Here is a 20,920-nt window from a genome sequence, read left to right on the forward strand (position 1 = left end):
GTTTAAAGACATTGCCAAAGGTGTCATGTGAGGGTATGCCATGAGTTAAGTCAAGAAATGTGGCAAACCATGTTTTGTTTTCATTGCCAAAGTCTTCTATATCTACCCAGTCATGATAACCACAGATAACTGCGGTTAAGGCAATGGTTAGAATGTTTTTAAGTGGGTGTAGCAGGTTTTTGTTTTGACGCCTTGGGTCATGAACCTGTGATAAATAGTCAATGGGGTTTGTGAGCATAAAGAATGTCCTTTTTGCTCACATTTTAATGATTTATTGTGGGTTTGTCGATGGTTGTGGTGCAATTGCTCTGGTGTACAACACGACTAATATTGCAATTTTTGATAAATTGGTTATAATACACAACAACGATGTGTACAACACGACTAATCAGCCTGTAACCACTGCACAAGCGTTGCCAGCTGACCTAAATGTCAACAACGTTGCAACCGTAGGCGATGTTCTAAACGCCGGCTTTAACCTACAAGGCAATGGCAAAGCCCGTGACCTTGTTAAGCCTTATGACACCGTGAACTTTGCTGATGGTGCAGGTATCAGCTGTGGTAACAACTGCGGCTGATGGCAAGTCTAGTGAAGTTAAATACGATGTTAATGTAGATAATGCAAGTATTGTTATTGAAAATGGTGTGCTAAAAGCAACCGCTCAAGCCCCACAAACCACAACATTAACAGATGCCAATAATGATGGCAAGATTGATGCTCCAATAACAGCTGATGCAGATAAGTTTGTTAAAGCAGGCGATATCGTCAATGCCATCAATAACTCAGGCTTTACCCTAAAAACTTCTGCCAATGGCGGTACAAAAGCTTTGGGTAATGACGAAGTTATCAACCCAGGTGATGTTATTGATATGGCTGCAGGCAAAAACCTGACTGTCAAACAAGATGTCAATGGTAAGGTAACTTATGCCTTGGCAGATGACATTGCTGTGAATCAGATAACATCAAACAATGTTGCCATTAATCCAAATGGTACTCTCACTGTGGGTGCGAATTCTACCGTGGACATGGGTGGCAATAAAATCACCAATGTCGCTGTGGGTACAGCACCGACCGACGCAGTAAACGTCAGTCAGCTAACACAAGCAGTCGCAGGGTCAAAAGAAAACGTGGTTTCTACAAATAAGACAGTATCTGTAAAACCGACTGTTGCTCAAAACGGCTCAACAACCTTTGATTTGGCGGTAAATGTCGGTAGTGGCTTGACGGTAAATAGTAATACAGGTGCGATTGACGTTAAAACCGACGGCACTACGATAAATACTACGCCGACAGGCGAGCTTAGAGTGAACACCACGCCATTAACCAGTAATGCAAATGGTACGGTGAACACGCCAGCCAACCCGAATGCGATTGCAATGGCAGGCGATGTGGCGAATGCCATTAACAATTCTGGTTGGAACTTGCAAAACAATGGCGAGCAACGTGATCTGGTTAAACCAAGTGATAAAGTAGACTTCATTAACGGCACAGGTACTACAGCCGTGGTAATAACCGCAGCTGATGGTAACTCCAGCACGGTTACTTATAATGTGAATGCGGACAACAAGACCACAAAAATCACCTATGTGGATGCCAGTGGCAACCCAGTCTATGCCATCACTGACGCACAGGGTAATGTCAGCTATAACACAGCACAAGACGGCTCTGGCACGGCTGTGGCACCAAGTGTGGTTACAAGCCAGATTTCTGCCATCATTCCGACCACGAACATCAATCACATCGTGGGTGGTACGGACATCAATGGCAATGTGGTGGACGGCAATGGCAGTGCAGTAACGACTGTGATTGACCCAAAGAAAGATGTAAATGATCCAAGCAATCAACAACCCATAACTTTAACGGCAGATGAGGCATTAAGAACCTATGATGCTGCAGGTGTTGGCACGGTTGAAACCAACTCGGTATTGACTGCGATTAAAAACATCAACGAGCAAGGCACCAAGTACATTCACTTTAACGGCGGTGAGCGTAGCGTGGGCGGTGTGCGTGGTGATGATGATCAATCCCAAGCCAACGGTGCAAAATCCACAGCGATTGGCTTTAGAACCACCGCTGATGGTAATGCCTCTGTTTCCATTGGTAACGAAGCTCACGCTCTGGGAGCTCAGTCCATCGCCATTGGTGATAAAGCCCAAGCGGCGGGTGTTCAATCCATCGCCATCGGTACAGGTAACGTGGTCACGGGCAGTCATTCAGGTGCCATTGGTGATCCGAATACTGTAAGTGGTAGTGCTTCTTATGCCTTGGGTAATAACAACAATGTCGCCACTAACAACACGTTTGTTGTGGGTAACAACGTGGTAGCAACCGCAGAGAACTCGGTCGCCTTGGGTAATAACACCGCCATCACTCAAGCGACTGGCAAAACCTTGAACACCGACGGCAGTCAAGGCGTATCAGCGACCACCGCAGGTGCGACAGGAACGGTGGAGACAGCGACAGTCAGTCATATGACTTATGGTGGCTTTGAGGGTGCGACAGCTAATGGGGCGGTATCAGTCGGTGCTTCAGGCTCAGAACGCCGTATCCAAAACGTTGCCGCAGGTGAGATCTCAAGAACATCAACCGATGCGATTAATGGCAGTCAGCTACACGCTGTGGCAGAGGGTCTTGGTAACCGCATCAATCACATCGATGCCCGCATTGATGACGTAGAAGACGATGCCAATGCAGGTGTCTCATCAGCGATGGCGATGGCCACCTTGCCACAAGCCTACCTACCAGGTAAATCCATGCTAACTGGTGGTATTGCCAGCTACAATGGTGAAGGTGCGGTAGCTGTTGGTTTCTCCAAGCTGTCCGATAACGGTCGTTGGGTACTGAAGATGAGCGGTTCGGCAGACACCCAAGGCAACGTCGGCGGTGCGGTGGGTGCAGGCTTCCACTTCTGATTTTACAAAAAAATTGCACATCAATCGGTGTGCAATTTTTAACCTGTTTACTTTTACAATAGCTAGGAACATTATTATGAACAAATTAGCACTTTTATCCTTGTCTGTGTTGGCACTGACAGGCTGCATGGGCACCAAGCAGTTAAGCTCAAACATCACAGAGCATGGCACCATCGATAACAAAGACGACATCGTATTCCCACAGCTTGATAAGGCATGGCAAAAAGACGGTCAATTCCCCAACAGCGAAAATCTCTCCAAAATTCGTCCAGGGGTTGCCAAAGATGAGTTATATCAGCTTATCGGTCGTCCACATTTTAACGAAGCAAATCGTGCTCGTGAGTGGGACTATATCATGAAGTTTTACCAAGCGGACAACTCGGTTAAGATTTGTCAGTATAAAGTGATTTTTGATGATAAGTTTAAAGGTCAAGAATTTTACTGGATGCCTGCCGACTGTGCTCACTATGCTAAGCCTATCCCTGCAAGCCCTGTGGCAACGCCTGTCATCACCCAAGCACCGATTATCAAAGAAAAAATCACCCTTGAGGCTGACGCACTATTTAAGTTTGATAAGTGGAAATTAGAAGACATGCTCCCAGAAGGGCGTGCTAAGCTAGATGAACTTGCCACCAAGCTCATCGCATGGGAAGCACGTGGCGACAGTCGTGTAAACCTAACAGGTCATACCGACCGCTATGGCAATGACATGTATAACATGAACTTATCCATGCTTCGTGCCCAAACGGTTCGCCAATACTTGATTAGCAAAGGCGTGACATCAAGCACGCTGACTGCCTCAGGGGCGGGCAGAACTCAGCCATTACCGCATGTCATCTGTGATGTCAATGCCCCAAGAGCTGAGCAAATTAAATGCTTGCAACCAAACCGCCGTGTGGAAGCTGACGTTACTGTTTATGCATTTGCTAATGATGGTTCACGTCATGAGATCCGCCAAGGTGAGACGTATCAAAATTTCAATGATGGTCAGTAATCATCCCTAAAAACAAAACCCTGTCTGATGGCAGGGTTTTGTTTTGGAGTTTATAAAAAACTGATGGTTAAAAGCTTAAAACTCTGTCACACCCAAAATTTCTTTATAAAGTGCTTTTTGCTCGCTACTGGGCTTGGCAGATTGTAGTGCCATGACCGCTGACATGTCGCCATCAATGCGGATTTTACCCATCATAAAGGCTTCTAGGGCAACATTAACATCTTTACCCGAGATGACTTGGGCGAGCGTGTCGCTGTCGATATTGATGGTACTAACGGCATCATTGGTGTGGTGCTGACCTAATTTACCTGCTTTTAAATGTAGCTCTTTAGGGTCGTCACCTGTGATGCTGACATTGACAATAAGGTTGGCAAGGCTGGGCGGTAGATGTAAATCGCCTGCTTTAGTATTGAGAGCTTGAACTTCGTCAAACCATGCTTGACTTAAAAATTTCGCCATAAAAATAACTCGATGATAAATAAGATGGCTCATTATAAAACAAAAATGATTTGAAAAGCAGGCTTTTTATAAAAATACCACAAAATTCATCAAATTTTCATCAATTTTACTTTTAAAAATCAAATTAATAAGCAAAAAATGATTAAGTTTTTATTTTATAAAAACCAAATGATTTTGGTGAAAGTTTTTAAACTTAATAAAAATCAGTCTTTTTTGATTAAAAAAATTGATTAAAATTGTCAAAAATTGGCAAAAGTTACAAAAAATTTTAAAAAAATGTGAAAATTTTCATTTATTTTTTACAAAACATGCCCGAAAACTTACAATTGTGTTGTATAATACACGGTGAAAAACCCGCCACAATACCCTATTGTGAGTGTGGATTTAACGCAAGCCAAACTCATCGTGAGTAAGCCAGTCATGGGAAAGATTGTGGTCATTGTTTGATTGTTATTTTTTCCTTAGTTTTTTTAAGGTTTTTTCCTAAAAGCGGATTTGGATGATGATATTTGGCAAATTTTGCGTTACAATAGACAAATATAGTTAAAAAACGTAAATTTGATGATTAATCTCATCAAACAGCGACACAAATCGGGCTGCACAGGAAACCTATCCCATGAGTCTATCTAAAACAGCAGTAGCCCCATCCGTTGACCATGAATACGAAATTACGATTGTTCGTCTTTTCACACTCATGGCAGTATTTTGGGGTATTATTGGCATGACGGTTGGTGTGTTCATTGCATCACAGCTTGCATGGCCAGCACTTAACTTTGATACATCTTGGCTGTCCTTTGGGCGTTTAAGACCGCTACACACTAATGCGGTGATTTTTGCGTTTGGGGGTTCGGCACTTTTTGCAACATCTTATTATATTGTTCAGCGAACCTGTAAGACCAGACTGTTCGCCCCTTATCTTGCGTGGTTTACCTTTTGGGGATGGCAAGCGGTCATTGTGGCAGCGGTGATTACCCTACCATTGGGTTTGACATCCGCCAAAGAGTATGCAGAGCTTGAATGGCCGATTGATATTGCCATTGCTTTGGTATGGGTAGCTTATGCCATTGTATTCTTTGGTACGCTCATCAAGCGTCAAACATCGCATATCTATGTTGCCAACTGGTTCTTTGCGGCATTTATCATTACCATTGCACTTTTACATATCGTTAATAACCTTGCCATTCCTGCGGGTCTTTGGAAGTCATATTCACTTTATGGCGGTGCAACAGACGCCATGGTGCAGTGGTGGTATGGACATAATGCGGTAGGTTTCTACTTAACAGCAGCATTCTTGGGCATGATGTATTACTTCATTCCTGTGCAAGTTGGTCGCCCTGTGTATTCATATCGTTTATCCATTGTTCACTTTTGGGCTTTGATTGCGTCATATATGTGGGCGGGCGGACACCACTTGCATTACTCGGCACTGCCTGACTGGACTCAGTCTTTGGGTATGGTATTCTCGCTGATTCTATTCGCTCCTTCTTGGGGTGGTATGATTAACGGTGTGCTTACCTTGTCTGGTAGCTGGGATAAACTGCGTACTGACCCAATCATTCGCTTCCTTATCGTGGCATTGTCATTCTATGCGATGAGTACTTTTGAAGGTCCAATGCTGTCAATTAAATATGTTAATGCTCTGAGCCATAACACCGACTGGACGGTCGGACACGTACACTCTGGTGCGTTAGGCTGGGTAGGTATGGTAACCATTGGTTCTATCTATGTCCTACTACCACGTATCTATAACAAAGCAAAAATGTACTCAACCAACCTTATCACAGTGCATTTTTGGCTTGCGACCACAGGTACGGTTCTGTACATTGTCGCTCTATGGATTTCGGGCATTACCCAAGGCTTGATGTGGCGTGCAACCAACGATGATGGTACATTGTCTTATGACTTCATCCAAACTGTCGTGGTATCACATTGGCCCTATGTGGTGCGTGCATTGGGTGGTCTGCTTTATGTTGGTGGTATGCTTGTGATGGCTTATAACTGTTATAAGACCATTAAGATGCCTAGCATTCCTGAGCGTCTTGCTGAGCCTGAAGAGGTTAATACAGGTCGTGAAGAAGTCTTTGATAATGATGCTGTCAAAGCATAAGGGGAGTAGCCATGTCTAACATTACACATGAAATTGTTGAGAAAAACACCGGCTTACTCGTTGTCTTTATTGTGATTGCGATTAGCTTTGCGACATTGGTTGAGATTTATCCATTGATTTTTGATCAAAATTCACCAGAGCAAGGCGGTGTGAATAAGCCACTTCCTAACATGCGTCCGTGGACAGCGTTAGAGTTAGAAGGTCGTGATATTTATATCCGTGAAGGTTGTCACGTCTGTCACACGCAGATGATTCGTCCACTTCGTGCTGAAGTTGAGCGTTATGGGCCTTATAGCCGTGCCGCTGAATCTACATGGGATCATCCGTTCCTGTGGGGTTCTAAGCGTACTGGTCCTGACCTTGCCCGTGTCGGTGGTCGTTATTCTGACCAGTGGCATATTGACCATTTGATTGACCCACGTTCGGTGGTGCCAGAATCTGTCATGCCCGCCTATCCTTGGCTTGCCAAGAATGAGGTCGATGGCAGTAAGGTTCAAGCAAAAATGCGTATCTTTAAAGACCGTTTTGGCTTGCCTTATACCGAATCTGACATTGAAGCGGCGCCTGACCAAGTACAGGGGGCAACCGAGCTTGATGCATTGGTCGCTTACTTGCAACAGCTTGGTATTGCCATGCAAGGTCAACGCTAATGAATTGGGGCGTTTTACATAGTATCGCAACGGTGATGGCATTTATTGCTTTCATCGGTGTGGCGTGGTGGGCATACTCACCAAAAAACAAAAAACGCTTTGAAGAAGATGCACAACTTGCGTTAGATGACAATCAATTAGAAAAATTTTCATCACAACGCACTAAGGATATACAATGAGCTTTTTTTGGAGTTCTTGGATTACCATCTTTTCGCTGGCTTGTTGGGTTTTTATTTTTGGGGTACTTGTTTGGACTCTAAAAACCAAGCCCGTGCTAGAAGAAGATGAGACAACAGGACATTCATACGACGGCATTCGTGAATATGATAAGCCCCTGCCAAAATGGTGGCTTGCGGTGTTCTTTGGGACTTTGGCTTGGGGTCTAGGATACTTTGTATTATACCCTTCAATCCAGCCAAATAGTTGGAAAGGCATCACAACCGTAGAAGTTGATGGTCAGCAGGTGCCTTGGACATCAAAGAACGAGCTAAATAGCCAACTACAAGCCAACAATAAAGTTTTTACCGAAAACTTTGAGCAAAACATCTTGGCGGTAGCTGGTGCAACCGATGCTGTACCTGTATTGGCAAAACTCTCTGAGCTACAAGCTGAGCAACGCAAAAATGCTGAGCCTGATTCAGACTTGCAAGCCAAAATCGATGAGCAGGTTAAACTACTTGCCCCTTATGTAGATAAGCTGGCAGGTGACCCAGAAGCACAAAAAGTAGGTAACCGTCTATTTTTACAAAACTGTGCTTTGTGCCACGGCTCTAACGCCAAAGGTGCAACAGGCTATCCTGATTTGACTGACAATGATTGGTTGCATGGTGGTAATGCAGATGAGATTTTGCTTACCATTCATAACGGTCGTGTTGGTGCGATGGCGGCATGGCAAAAACAATTGGGCGAGTCTGGTGTTCGTGCCGCTGCTGAATATGTTCTATCTATTTCTAGTGGGCATGGTGCGGGCGTGGACAATGGCGAGCTTAATCAGTCGCTAGTAGCACAAGGCAAAGCCATCTTTGAGGCAAACTGTGTGCTATGCCATGGTGCTGACGCTAAAGGTCTAACTGCATTTGGTGCGCCTAACTTAACAGATGATATTTGGCTGTTTGGCGGTGACCGTGAAACTGTACAGACCACCATCCGTCATGGTCGTGCTGGTGTGATGCCTGAGTGGCAAACCAAGCTAGGTAATGAGCGTATCATGCTACTTGCTGCCTATGTTCGTTCACTATCACAAAACCCTGTTGAATGATGGATTGTCAATCGCATAAAAAGGACCTTCATGTAAGGTCTTTTTTATGCAAATTAATAAAGTAAAAGTAATTTACACCTAAGAAACTTTAAAATTGCCACAAACTTAATGATGTGTGGTAGGGGCTTATCTTAAATAACGCCAATAAAGGGCGTGCACAGTCAGCCCTGATAGAGCCTGTGATAAGCATCAAATTTGTTAGGGGTGGATTAGATATCAAAATCATCTTTATAAAAAATTTTTAATCTCAACTTAACATGGTGGCTTATTGATTACTGGTTGGTTGTTTTCTGGTTGTACGTGGGTTGTAATTTACCCTTGATAAATCAGGGACTTGTATGATTGAGAATAGATCATAAAAAAGCTGTCATTGCGACAGCTCTTTGTTTTTATTACCAATCAAAACTTCATCTCAAAGCCTAGTACGGCTCCTTGATTGCCATGGTTCTTACGCCATTGCCCTTCATAAGCAAGCGATAATGTGGTGGTGGCTGTTGGGGTATAGACCACGCCAAGACCTGCTTGCCCAAAGCCTTTACCAACTTCATGACCCAATACGCCAAATTGTGTGTTGGCAGTATCAGCAAAACGACCACCAATGTCGCTACGTCTGCTACCTGCGTCAGCTCCCACCGATAACAAACCTGTTAGGGCAAGCGTAGGTGAGCCGATACGACCTTTAATACCGATACTATTTTGCAAACTGGTATAAGTGTTGCCGTTGATGGCAAGGTTGTAGGCGGTGGTGCCTGTTTCGGTGTATGCGTCTGATTTGACTTGGGCAAAATCCATCTTAACAAAAGGCGACAGATGTCTGTTAGCTGCACCAATGCGATAATGGGCGGACACGCCAGCGTTCACAATTTTGGCATCATAATCAGACTTGGCAGTACCACCAACCACATGACGTGTGCCATCAATCTGGCTACGACCCACCCCAACATGACCTTTAAGGGTGGTATGCTCATCAAGCTGATGATGGCCATAGATGAGGGCTTGGGTGGTGTTGGCTTGAGCGGTATGAGAGACATAATCACGGCTTTTAACATCGTGTTCGCTGTATGCCAAGGCAATCCCTAAGTTGGATTTTTGACCAACTGGGCTATCAGCACCCACGATGATACCAGTGCGTTTATCATCAAAACCTGTCAAACCTGCATGAGCGTCCAATTTGCCTTGATTGTGTAGAGCTTTTGCCCAAAGGTTCTTTTTGGGTTCTAGGGTGCGAGTATCTAGTACGCCCACGACTTTTTGTGTGCCGTCAGCGATTAGGCGATTGGTTGAGCCTGCCATCAGGGGCTGTAATTGACTGGCAAAATTGGCAAGTTTGGTAAAGTTAGGAGTGTCGCTACCAGTAGTATCTTTGATCAAAGAAGCACCAAGTACATTTTGGGGATTTGTTGTAAAATCATGAACGTTTGTATCCAAAATGTGTGCCAAATTAAACAAAGAATTGTAATTTTTGCTATTGACAGCCATCTCAAAAGTGCCGACAATGCTTGGCGTTGGCGTTGGCGTTGGCGTTGGCGTTGGCGTTGGCGTTGGCGTTGGCGTTGGCGTTGGCGTTGGCGTTGGCGTTGGCGTTGGCGTTGGCGTTGGCGTTGGCGTTGGCGTTGGCGTTGGCGTTGGCGTTGGCGTTGGCGTTGGCGTTGGCGTTGGCGTTTGTGTTTGTGTTTTTAATTTTAAATGCACCTTATTGACATCAGAATAATCAGCTACAAAATCCACAAGCGGACTGTTATCCACCACACTCTTGAATTGACCGTTTAGCGTGCCTGCCGTAACCACATCTTTCCATGCACTGTCAGCAGGTACATCTTCAATGATTTTATCAGCAAAAACTTTTAGGTTGCCATTGGCGATATTGGCAGTGCCTGTTACGACAAGTTTGCCATGTTCGTTTGTGGTATCTAGTGCGCCATTTTCATTCCAATCTAAAATGCCAATAACAAGATTTTCGCCATTCATGGTGTAATTGCCATTGATTTTTAGTACACCTTGTGTGACAGCAATGTCCCCTGTGAACTTTTTAGAATTTTCATTGATTTCAAGCGTGCCTGCACCCGACTTCCAAAAACCAGCTGAATCATTGGAGCTATTTATATTGATGGCACCAACATGACCTGTCAAAATCGCATTGGGATTAATAGTGACATTTGTACCCGACTGTACATTTGCTGTTTCTGCTGTTTCAAAATAAACACCCTTATTGCCAAGCTCAATTTTATTGTCTTTGGTAAAATTGGCAAATAGGTTGGGCTGATCGGCGGTAATGCCAATCTCTGCCCCATTGATATAAATCTCAGACAGCTTAGAGCCAGCATTGCGGCTGATTTGGTTGGTATACAGCCCTGTCAGATAGTCATCGGTATTTTCTGCTTCGAGGCGAAGTGTTCCGCTGCCGGTGTTGCCAACAATAATTTCTTTGGTAACAAGCGTGCTGTCTTTTAGGGTGAGTGTGCCTGTGCCACCCTGTGTCCCAGCTGTACCGCCATCGCTACCACCACCAATATAAACCGCACCTGCTCTAACGTTCCCAACATAATAAAGTGATGTTTTATCCAAAGTTAGCGAACCTGTGCCATCATTGGCAATGATTAATTCATTATCAATTTGGAAGTCAGAATCGCTTCCCTTGATGACCACATCGGCTTGCGAGCCATCAAAAATTCCTAAACTTATGTCCTTAACACTCATATTGCTATTTTCAAAACTAACATTTCCTTTTGAGTCTGCCATTTGTCCAACAATTAAGCTCTTTTGAAGGCGATAAGTGTCATTACTGCTATTCAAGTTGGCACTACCCGTTGTGGCAATGACGGCAGATTGTGCCAATATCGTACTATTCACACTCACAACATCAGCAGTTGAGCCTTGACCGTCCGCTAAAATATAACTGTTGCTGAGATTAAGGTTGCTGATAGTCAGTTCAGCAACACCATTACCATAAACACCTACAGCCATGGAATCAGCATTGATACTAGCATTATTGGCATTAAGTGTGCCCGTGGCTTTATTGCTACGACCAATCAGCAACTGTTCAGCCTTAATATTTGCTTTATCACTAAGCGTTAGTGTGCCTTTTGCACCTGCTTGCTCGCCAACATTGATGACTGTAGCTGACAGTACCGTATCTTTCCCTGTAAGTTCAACCGTAGCAGTACTATCATCTATATTAGCAATACTCACAATGCCAGAAGCGGTAATTTTTGCACCATTTCTACCAATCAGTTTGGCAGTATTAGATGGCGTCAATCCTAAGGCTAAAATGCCGCTTTTATTTGCTAGGCTAGCATTATCAACAACAACCGTTGCGTTTTGTCCAGCAGAAATCGCAATGTCATTATTGCTTTCAACAACAGCTTGATTTGATATGGTGGCATCGGTGTCATCACCGTTACCAAACACCAACTGCCCTTTAATGGTTGCTTTGGTATTGGGGCTACTGATAAGCACCTCGCCATCAAAAGCTCTGTTGCCCTCAATGGTGTGCGTTTGCCCATCTGTGAATTCAATATTTGCCCCAAAGCTAATCCCACTCACAACAAGCGAACTTGCCACCGCCAATGCCTTAATCGACTTAGTTTTGCCTTTTGCTTTGGCAAACTCTGATACGCATTGGTAAGTGCCTGTGGCGTGGTTAAAAACAACACGATAAATGTGATTCATAAAATACCCTTAGGTTCAAAAGATAGGTTGTTGATTGATAAAATCAATGTTTGTAATTAATAAAAAATACGGCTCTGGTTCAAAAAGTATGCTACAAAGAAAACCGTTCGTGGCGAGCTTGAAACCTAACGGTTTTCCTACCCGCAGGCAGGCTCAGGGCGAACGGAAAACCTAGTTTGGCATACTTTTTAGACCACTACCAAAAATACAATTATACTAAAAATCCTGCAATAGGAGCGGTTTTATGAAAAATTATTGACAAAAGGTAGTTTTTTTATGATTGTTGGTTGGTTTTTTGTAGGAATTGAGTTGTTTGGAAGGTGGAATGCTAAAAGCGGATGATAAAAAAGACGACCATCAGCCGTCTTTTGATCTTTGTCAAATTATTCAAAAATCTTAATATAAGCCCCAGCTTTTAGTTCATCCACCCAGTCTTCTTCGGCTTGGGGAGCTTGACGGCTAAATAGTATCTCACGAGCTTTGTCTTTGCGTGCTTCATTACTCATGTCTTGTTGGCGGGTATTTTCCACTTTTAGGATGTGCCAACCAAACTGCGTGCGAAATGGGGTGGAAAAATCACCAGCGACGGTATTTTTCATCATCGCTTCAAATTCTTTGACCATCTGCCCGTCAGTAACCCAGCCCAAGCGACCGTTTTGGGTGGCAGAGCCTGCGTCATCAGAATAAGTGGCTGCCATCGCCCCAAAGTCCGCTCCTTTTTGTAGTTCGCTGTATAGGGTGTTGATTTTTTGTTGTGCCATGGCATTACTTTGAGTATCGTCAACTTTGACCAAAATATGACTGGTCTGCCATTCAGGGATAAGCACTTGTTCGGCAGGGATTTTTTGTCCTTCAGGCGAGTTTAAAAAAGCATTGACTTCCTGCTCACTGATGTTAATGCGTGGACGGACTTGGGCTTGCCATAGTGCCACTAGGCTGGCATCTTCGATGACTTGACGACGAAGTTCGGCATAACTGCCTGCCTGTTTGCCATCAAGCGAACGTTGAAAATCTGCTAGGTTGTCAAAGCCTTCTTTGTTGGCAATGGCGAGCAGTTCACGATTGACCGCATTTTCATTGGGACTAAACCCTGCATGATTCACCAGTCCAAGCTGTAATTTGCGTGTGATGAGGGCGTCCATGGTAAGATTTTGGATTTCGGCGTTAGATAAAGCAATGCCTCTGTCACGATATTCACGAGCCATGGCTTGACTGGCGGTAATGAACTCGCTTTTTAGGATAATCTCGTCATTAACCTGTGCCAAAATACCATCGGCACTGCTTGTTACGCTAGGGGCGTTGGCGTTGGCGTTGGCGTTGGCGACCGTTGCCATGCCTAGGCTTAGACTGATGGCAAGCAGGGATTGGATGAGGGGGTGTTTCATTGTTGTGCCTATAAAATAGTTAATAAATAAACCAAATCAGTTTAGCATTTCATCATCATCTCGTCAAATGCTATGATTTAAATAAATCAATAATCCTGCTGCCATGCTCGATTGACAGTGTCATAACCCAAGACTTTATCCGACATCAGACGGTTTAGCTTACCGCCACTGGTGATGCCATTTAGGCGAATCTCCGCCATGATGGCGTTATCCGCCCCTGCTTCGGGGTTTAGGTCGTTGCGATAACGGCGAGCATAGACCGACAACCCATAACAGCAATCTTCATAATTAACCCCAACCAAGGCATCGAGCAGGCGGTCGTTTTTGTAGTCGTATTGGGCTTGGGTCATGACACGCCAGCGGTTGTTGATGGGAAAGACGGCAGATGCGGTATAAGCCGATAGGGCAAGCTGACCTGTGGCGGGGTTGTCTTTGCGTTCGATGACACCAAAGTTGTACAGCTGATTATCGCTGGGCTGATAACGTAGTTGGGCGACGATGGCACTTAGGTCATAGTTGGGGGCGAATGCTCCGCCAGCTTCTACCCAAAAGTTATCCGTCGGCTGAGCAGATGCTCGCCACGCCATCCCTGATGTGCTGCCTGTAAAGGTTTGGCTGTCATCCGCACCCACACGAATGTCATCTAAATAAATCTGCTCGGCAATGCCCCCGTCAAAGCGTGTCAGGCCCGACCCATCCACATAGCGATAATGCAGGGCAGGGGTGATGGCGTGCAAGTCGCCAATGCGGTCATAGCCCAAGAACCACGAATCAGACAGCAGGCGGTCGTAGCTAATTTGTCCGATGGCAGTTTCAAAGTTGGGAATGTTGCTTTGGTCTTTGTAGGGAGTGTAGGTGTATTTTAGGCGTGGCATGATGACTTGATGACCGCCCAAGCTGTCGTCATATAGCCCAAAGGGTGAACCTGCCTTTTCAAAAAATAGCCCTGTATCTAGTCCAATCCTAGGGGCGAACACCGAATAAGTACCTTCGCCTTCGGTGAGATTTTGTCCGATAAGGCTGTCCTCATCATAAGACGTATACAGATGTGTCAAAGCAAGCGATGGCGTGGCATAGCCCCATGAGCGAGTCATCGGATAGCTTGCCGAGAGCTGGTTGTACATGCGAAAGCCTGATTTTTCCGTCTCGGAGTTGTCTTTGATGGATTTTTTAAAATAGGCAGAGTTGTGAATCCCTTCTACTTTTAGGCGGTTGAGCACGTCAAATTCATTGACAAGTTTTGGCAAGCGATAATGCACCGACAACTGGGGCAGGCGTGAGTAAGGTTTGTCTTTATCTAAGATGGTCGTGCCGTCGCTGTTTGTGCCGTGCAATGTCTGAAAGGTCTCCGCTCGCAAGTCGGCACTGATGTAGTCATTATAGTAGCTTGCCCCGATGTTGCGTGGCAAGTTAAGTGGGTTGCCTTCGATGCCGAGCGTGTCAAAATCATTAAGATAACTGCTGTCCGAGACGTAGCGATAATGAGCGTAGGCGGACAGATGGGGGTGGCGTTTGGATTGCCAGTAGTGGTCATAAAACAGACTTTTGCGGTCTTCGTTATTGTATTTGCGGTCATTGGGCAAATAAGAGCCACGCAACACGCCTGCCCCGACATGCTGTGTCAGGTAGCGAAATTCGCCCGTGAGCATGGGGTTTTTGTTACTAAACACCGTGGGCGTGATGGTGGCGTCATAGTTGGGGGCAAGGTTTAAATAGTAGGGCGTGCTAATCTCAAAACTGTCCGAGCCAAACCCTGCTGTCGGCAACAAAAAGCCACTGGCACGTCTGTCATCAATGGGAAAGTTAAAATACGGCAAATAAAAGACAGGCACGTTACCGATTCTTAGTGTGCTGTTTTTTGCCACGCCACGCCCTGTGTCGTTATCAATGTCAATGCTACTGGCGTCCAAATGCCATTTGCGTTCGGTTGGCGGGCAAGTGGAGAACATGACGTCCTGCATGTGGTATTGGTTGTCACCGACTTTGTTTAGGGTGTGGGCGTGTCCATGGGCGTTCATGGTGGTACTGGCAAAGGCGACATCATGAGCGGTGGCGGTCCTGCCGTCATCGGCGTAGTATAAGTTATCGGCAACCCCGATAATTCCTGCACCACTTACCTTGCTACCGCCAGTGCTGGGCGGTCGGTCATCACTAAACAGCACTTGCCCTGTGGCACGCATTTGCCCTGTGCTGGGCTGATAGATGAGCTTGTCAGCGACGATTTGCTGACCGTTTTGTTCGATGATGACATTACCAGCAAGCTCGGCGTAGTCTTTATTATCATAGTAGCCGTAGTCAGCTTGGGCGTAGAAAGTCTCGTTATCATCGCCATGACCCCGATAGCCCAGAGTTTGGCTTAGACTCTCTCGCTTGGGCTGTACCCACACCCCTTCACAGCGTGCCACGTGTCCGCCTGTGTTTGGCTTGGCGTGATAATATTGGGCAAGTTTGGCAAGACTTTGGCTTTTTTGTGTGTTGGCATGATGGTCTTGGCTGATGTTCTCACTGCTGATAAACGTGGTGTTTTGCTTGCCCTGACCGCCTTGGCTATCATGAATGTCCGATGTGACAAATGATGTGGGGTTTGGGCTATGATCTGATGTGTTACCCTGTTTGTCACTACCTGTCAGTTTATCATTAAGATATGGATTATCATCAAGCTGTGGGTTGTCCTGCGTACGGTATTCGGGACTGTATTGGGAACTGTGCGAAGTGATGGCATGATGGGACAGATGAGCAAGTCTGGGCTGAGTGATGGTGGGGACAGAATTGGCGGTTTGGGTGTCATTGTTGGTAATAAATCCCAAACCATCATCGGTCTTAGCCTCTACTTTTGCCCCTGCGACCGTTTGAACGGTGGCAGGCATGGGCGTATGGCTCATCGTGCTGTTGGAGCTTGGGCGTGTGATGTCATCGGATGTTACAAAACTTTGAGCATGGCTTAGGGTGGGCAATACGCCAAACAATGCCATGCCGACACAGATGGTTAATTCGTGTTTTTTGCCAAAAAAATCCTGTTTTTGTCTGTCCTGTTTGTTCTGCGTTGCCTGTCCACGTGTCATGATGTTACCTGAATTGACTTAGGGTGTTTTTTAAATTGGTTAAAGTTGGTTATTTTACCCTATTTTTGATTTAAAATTAATAGGGCGTACCTACCCTTGATAACATTTTTATAAAAATATGATGAAAATTTAGGGATTTCAATCCATTTTCATATGAAAAATGGCTAAATCTTGTGGCTCGAAGTCAAAATCCTTGTTGATATTTCAATATCAACTGCGGACTTTTCCTTGAAAAACGGGCAACTCCCCTGTTTTTAAATAGGTGTTTTTCATGGCAAATACCAAAGGCAGGCACGCCTTAGTTTTTGTCGTGTCTTAAAAATTTGCCGTCAAAAAATAATACACCGAAAATGACTGGTGTAACGCCTAAAAATCCGCTAAACTATGGCACCTATTTAACCATTTAACCAAATCATTTAACTGAACCATTTTAACCATAAGGGCATACCATGACTCGCCATGATGAGATGATGAATTTTTTAAACAATCGCCTAACTGCTGGTTTTACGGTAGAGAGCTTGGCAGGAGATGCCAGTTTTCGCCGTTATCATCGCATTCATTTTAAGGTGGCAAGCGAACACGATAAAGATGAAATGACGTATCTTTTGATGGATGCTCCGCCTGGCAAAGAGAGCGTGACCGAATTTGTGTCGGTGGCAGGTATCATGAGTGAAGCGGTGAATGTGCCTGACATCATTGCCCAAGACATTGCCAAGGGCTTTTTATTATTACAAGATTTTGGCACGACCGAATTTGCCCATTTAATCAAAGACGATAAAGCAAATATGGCTCGCTATTATCAAAAAGCCTATGAGACATTAATCAAATTACAGGATTTGGACATTGATGTTGATTTGCCAGTATATCGCGATGAGAAATTAAATGATGAGATGGATTTATTTAGCCAGTGGTTCTCGCCGTATATCAACGTATCATTTACCGCTGATGATGAGTTATTATGGGAGCGACTAAAAAAACAAGTCATCACTGATGTCCAAAATCAGCCCAAAGTTATTGTTCATCGCGATTATCACAGTCGCAATCTCATGCAAGACAAAGCGTCTGATAAGCTGGGCGTGATTGATTTTCAAGATGCGGTGATTGGGGCGGATACTTATGACTTGGTGAGTTTGGTGCGAGATGCGTACATTGATGTGGATGAGACGTGGGTGAATGAGCAGATTGGGATTTTTTATGAATTAAAAAACCCGAACATGACATTGCATGATTTTACCAAAAATGTCAATATCATGGGCGTACAGCGACATCTAAAAGTCTTGGGGATTTTTATTCGTCTGTATCAGCGAGATGGCAAAGAGCGTTATTTGCAAAACGTCCCCAAAGTGATGAATGATTTGTGCCATGAGCTTAACTGGCTAAGTGAGCAGGGCGGTGATGATATTTATACTGATTTTAAGGAATTCATTTATCAAAAAATCCTGCCTGCTTATAATCAGGTATTTATATCGGCATAAATAAATAAAAATAGGATGATGATATGATAGATTGTCCTATTTTTATTTTGATATTTGATATTTTTAATTTTAAAGTTGATGGGGTTAATTTTATTAAGGCAATTAATTTAAAAACCCAATCATTTATAAAAACTATATTTATAAAAGGCAAACCATGATAACCCAAGCCATGATTTTATCGGCAGGTAAAGGCACCAGAATGCGTCCTTTGACCTTGACCACGCCCAAGCCCCTTGTGATGGTGGCACAAAAGCCCCTGATAGTGTGGCACATTGAACGCCTAAAACGGGCAGGCATTACCGACATTACTCTAAATGTCGGTTATCTGGGCGGGGTGATTATTGACTTTTTTAAAGGTCGTGATTTTGGCGTGAATATCCACATATCCGATGAGAGCGTCCTGCCCGAGACTTTGGAGACGGCAGGGGGCATACGCTATGCACTGGCTCATGGGAAGCTAAGAGACGAGCCGTTTTTGCTCATTAATGGCGATGTGTGGAGCGAGTTTGCGTTTGACGGACTGGCTCATCACAGTCTTGGCAATCATCTGGCTCATCTGATGCTGACCGCCAATCCTGAGCATAACCCCACGGGCGATTTTGCTTTGGCACAGATGTCGGCAGGGGGGTCGGGTGTGGTCGGACTAAAAAGCGATGATGGCAACAACTACACCTTTGCTGGCATTAGCGTGATGTCGCCACAGATGGTGGCAGGCGTGGGCGTGGGCGAGATAGCACCACTGGCACCACTGCTACGTTCGGCGATGGCAGGGGGGTGTGTCAGTGGCGAGATGCTGAGTGATAAATGGATTGATGTCGGCACGATGGAGCGACTGCATGAAGTGGAGCGGTATGTTCGGGGCGTTTGGTAAAAACGGGTGGGAGAATTTTATAAAATAATTTTATAAATTTCAATGGTTTATAAATTTTATGTAAAATTTCTCAAAAAACCATTTGACACCCACCAAAAAATCTATATAATACGCACCACAACGAACGACATACATAACAAATAAACATGGTTTAAATTGTTTATTAAAATAGTTAAGTAAGTTAAGTTCGGGCGGTTAGCTCAGTTGGTAGAGCGTCTGCCTTACAAGCAGAGGGTCAGCGGTTCGAATCCGTTACCGCCCACCATTTTAAATCTTTTATGGTTAAAAAAGATTAGCGACCTTAGCAGCGGTAGTTCAGTTGGTTAGAATACCGGCCTGTCACGCCGGGGGTCGCGGGTTCGAGTCCCGTCCGCTGCGCCATTTTTAACTGGTTTTTCCAGTTTATCCCCTAAGTCTCCCCTGACTTAGGGATTTTTTATGTCTTTATTTTATACACTAGAGTATACCTGCTTTCATATTTATCATAAAATGAGAAAAATTGCCCGTTTTCAAGGAGATATCAAAGGTGGTGTACCTTAATTTCTAAAATTCTAAAATAATACAACAGCTTCAAAGGTTGTTTTATTGACGCAGTTTGGCGTCTTCTTCTGTCATGATTTGCCGTGCCACATGAATGATAAGCTGTCTTAGCCATTTATGAGCAGGGTGGTGTTGTAGTAGGGGCGACCACGCCATTTTAAGCTCAAATTCTGGAATGAAAAATGGCGGTTCTTTGACCACGATTTGTGGATTATTTTGGGCTTGTAGGCTTGCCACACGAGTAGGTAGCGTGGCAATCAGGTCTTTGTTGGCGGTGAGCATGGCAGGCATTTGATAATGACGGGTAAACACGCTGATTTGGCGTTTTTGTCCCAGTCGCTGTAAGGCTTGGTCGATGGAACCCAGACCGCCTGATTTTTCAGGATTGACCCCAAAACCCACGCCCATGCCCGTTTTGGAAACCCAGACGTGCTGAGCTTTTAGGTAATTTTTTAGGTTAAAACGGTGCAAATGGGGCGACTCTGCCGACAGCAGACAACTAAACGTATCACGCCACACCAACACCTGATGAAAACTCTGCGGTATCTCATTAAAGCGGTTAATCGCCAAATCCACTCGCCCCTGTTCCATGTCCCGATACGACACATCGGACGGGGTCAAAAAGTCCAAAATCACGTTCGGGGCTTCGCTTCTAAGGGCTTTGACAAGGCGTGGCACAAGCGTGGCTTCGGCATAGTCCGATGTCATAATCCGAAACACCCGAGACGTACTATACGGACGAAACTCGGTGCGTGGCTCCAACAGCGTCCCCACGTCCGAGAGTATCTCACGAATGCGTGGCTGTAACTCACAGGCTCGCTCGGTCGGGGTCATGCCTTCGGACGACCGCACGAGCAAGGGGTCATTAAACAGCGAACGCAATCTACGTAAAATATTACTCATCGCAGGCTGAGTAATGCCAAGCTGTTCGGCGGCACGGGTTACGTTTTTCTCACGCAGTAGCACGTCCAAATAAACAATCAGGTTTAAATCAACTTTTTGTAAATTCATAATTGCCCTTTTTATGTTTTGTATTTAATGTAATTGCACCATTTCATTTTTGGTGATTTGTAAAACACCATCAATCGCTTGATAAGATTGCACTTTTTATTTAAATCAGTTGTCGTAATTTTTACCGCCACGGCATTTATGTTGTCATATAAATAAACAACCTCATCGTGATGATGATTGATGTGTGTTAATAAATTGTCTTTTTTGTCTTTGTCAAAATAAATAATAAAAATAGACTTCCTGCAAAACTACCCAATCCACCCAAACACGAGCTTTACCCTAAGTTCAAATCTTGCCAATGATTTACGATAGGTGGTTGAGAACATTTTAAAGGCCTTAAACTTGGCAAAGATATGTTCTACTCTCACCCGTGTTTTAGACAATAATGCGTTATAATCTTTGGCTTCTTGTACAAGTGGATATTTCTTAGTTTGTTTTAGTGGCGTAAAGGCTTGCTTGTATAAATGCTGTATGCCTTGATAACCACTGTCTGCTAGGATAAACTTAGCATTTGTTAAATTTGGGT

General features: G+C 44.6%; 16 protein-coding genes and 2 tRNA genes. 11 read left to right on the plus strand and 7 right to left on the minus strand.

Going from position 1 to position 20,920, the window contains the following annotated elements; all coding sequences use genetic code 11:
* Window positions 1-238, minus strand: a 238-nt coding sequence (locus K941_RS0109595) for a transposase family protein (protein WP_029103449.1), incomplete at its 3' end; no start/stop codon positions are given.
* Window positions 239-371: 133 nt separating this feature from the next.
* Here K941_RS0109595 and K941_RS16485 point away from each other — a divergent pair.
* The 3 genes from K941_RS16485 (at window position 372) to K941_RS15440 (ending at window position 3,907) form a co-directional block, all read left to right on the plus strand.
* Window positions 372-578, plus strand: a complete 207-nt coding sequence (locus tag K941_RS16485) for a hypothetical protein (protein WP_147287556.1) — start codon at window positions 372-374, stop codon at window positions 576-578.
* Window positions 559-2,913, plus strand: a complete 2,355-nt coding sequence (locus K941_RS0109605) for a YadA family autotransporter adhesin (RefSeq protein WP_029103451.1) — start codon at window positions 559-561, stop codon at window positions 2,911-2,913. Before K941_RS16485 ends, K941_RS0109605 begins: the two co-directional genes overlap by 20 nt.
* A gap of 76 nt (window positions 2,914-2,989) precedes the next feature.
* Entirely contained in the window at window positions 2,990-3,907 is a 918-nt protein-coding gene (locus K941_RS15440; RefSeq protein WP_084137734.1) for an OmpA family protein, read from the plus strand.
* Window positions 3,908-3,982: 75 nt separating this feature from the next.
* Here K941_RS15440 and K941_RS0109615 read toward each other — a convergent pair whose 3' ends face one another.
* Window positions 3,983-4,366, minus strand: a complete 384-nt coding sequence (locus K941_RS0109615) for an SCP2 sterol-binding domain-containing protein (RefSeq protein ID WP_029103452.1) — start codon at window positions 4,364-4,366, stop codon at window positions 3,983-3,985.
* A gap of 616 nt (window positions 4,367-4,982) precedes the next feature.
* On the opposite strand from K941_RS0109615, the gene ccoN reads away from it, so the two are divergent.
* Genes ccoN through ccoP form a run of 4 tightly spaced genes read left to right on the plus strand, consistent with a single transcriptional unit; the run spans window position 4,983 to window position 8,381 of the window.
* The gene (gene ccoN, locus K941_RS0109625; protein ID WP_029103453.1) at window positions 4,983-6,473 is read left to right on the plus strand and encodes a cytochrome-c oxidase, cbb3-type subunit I; all 1,491 of its coding nucleotides are present in this window, start codon (window positions 4,983-4,985) and stop codon (window positions 6,471-6,473) included.
* Between the two features lie 11 nt (window positions 6,474-6,484).
* Window positions 6,485-7,123: a cytochrome-c oxidase, cbb3-type subunit II gene (gene ccoO, locus K941_RS0109630; protein WP_029103454.1), complete on the plus strand. Its 639-nt coding sequence runs from the start codon at window positions 6,485-6,487 to the stop codon at window positions 7,121-7,123.
* The gene (locus tag K941_RS0109635) at window positions 7,123-7,302 is read left to right on the plus strand and encodes a CcoQ/FixQ family Cbb3-type cytochrome c oxidase assembly chaperone (RefSeq protein WP_029103455.1); all 180 of its coding nucleotides are present in this window, start codon (window positions 7,123-7,125) and stop codon (window positions 7,300-7,302) included. Before ccoO ends, K941_RS0109635 begins: the two co-directional genes overlap by 1 nt.
* The gene (gene ccoP / locus K941_RS0109640) at window positions 7,299-8,381 is read left to right on the plus strand and encodes a cytochrome-c oxidase, cbb3-type subunit III (protein ID WP_029103456.1); all 1,083 of its coding nucleotides are present in this window, start codon (window positions 7,299-7,301) and stop codon (window positions 8,379-8,381) included. The genes K941_RS0109635 and ccoP overlap by 4 nt, the downstream gene beginning before the upstream one ends.
* A 399-nt stretch (window positions 8,382-8,780) precedes the next feature.
* On the opposite strand, the gene K941_RS17790 is transcribed toward ccoP, so the two are convergent.
* The 3 genes from K941_RS17790 to K941_RS15445 all read right to left on the minus strand — a co-directional run bounded on the left by K941_RS17790 (window position 8,781) and on the right by K941_RS15445 (window position 16,497).
* Window positions 8,781-12,050, minus strand: coding sequence for an autotransporter domain-containing protein (locus K941_RS17790; RefSeq protein WP_029103457.1), 3,270 nt, complete (start codon window positions 12,048-12,050; stop codon window positions 8,781-8,783).
* Window positions 12,051-12,433: 383 nt separating this feature from the next.
* Complete coding sequence (locus tag K941_RS0109650) at window positions 12,434-13,435, minus strand: peptidylprolyl isomerase (RefSeq protein ID WP_029103458.1); 1,002 nt, start codon at window positions 13,433-13,435, stop codon at window positions 12,434-12,436.
* A gap of 86 nt (window positions 13,436-13,521) precedes the next feature.
* Window positions 13,522-16,497 carry an LPS-assembly protein LptD gene (locus K941_RS15445; protein ID WP_051226004.1) on the minus strand — a complete coding sequence of 992 codons (2,976 nt, stop codon included), beginning with the start codon at window positions 16,495-16,497 and terminating at the stop codon, window positions 13,522-13,524.
* Between the two features lie 449 nt (window positions 16,498-16,946).
* On the opposite strand from K941_RS15445, the gene K941_RS0109660 reads away from it, so the two are divergent.
* The 4 genes from K941_RS0109660 (at window position 16,947) to K941_RS0109680 (ending at window position 19,224) form a co-directional block, all read left to right on the plus strand.
* Complete coding sequence (locus K941_RS0109660) at window positions 16,947-17,972, plus strand: aminoglycoside phosphotransferase family protein (protein WP_029103459.1); 1,026 nt, start codon at window positions 16,947-16,949, stop codon at window positions 17,970-17,972.
* 154 nt (window positions 17,973-18,126) lie between these two features.
* Window positions 18,127-18,843 carry a nucleotidyltransferase family protein gene (locus K941_RS0109670; RefSeq protein ID WP_029103460.1) on the plus strand — a complete coding sequence of 239 codons (717 nt, stop codon included), beginning with the start codon at window positions 18,127-18,129 and terminating at the stop codon, window positions 18,841-18,843.
* A gap of 189 nt (window positions 18,844-19,032) precedes the next feature.
* Window positions 19,033-19,108: transfer RNA gene (locus K941_RS0109675), tRNA-Val, on the plus strand.
* Between the two features lie 39 nt (window positions 19,109-19,147).
* Window positions 19,148-19,224 (plus strand) — tRNA-Asp (locus K941_RS0109680).
* 201 nt (window positions 19,225-19,425) lie between these two features.
* On the opposite strand, the gene K941_RS0109685 is transcribed toward K941_RS0109680, so the two are convergent.
* Window positions 19,426-20,394: a LysR family transcriptional regulator gene (locus K941_RS0109685; RefSeq protein WP_029103461.1), complete on the minus strand. Its 969-nt coding sequence runs from the start codon at window positions 20,392-20,394 to the stop codon at window positions 19,426-19,428.
* 248 nt (window positions 20,395-20,642) lie between these two features.
* The coding region (locus K941_RS0109690) for an IS5/IS1182 family transposase (protein ID WP_029103378.1) at window positions 20,643-20,920 on the minus strand (278 nt) is incomplete at its 5' end.

It is taken from the genome of Moraxella caprae DSM 19149, assembly GCF_000426885.1.
Lineage (GTDB): Bacteria > Pseudomonadota > Gammaproteobacteria > Pseudomonadales > Moraxellaceae > Moraxella > Moraxella caprae.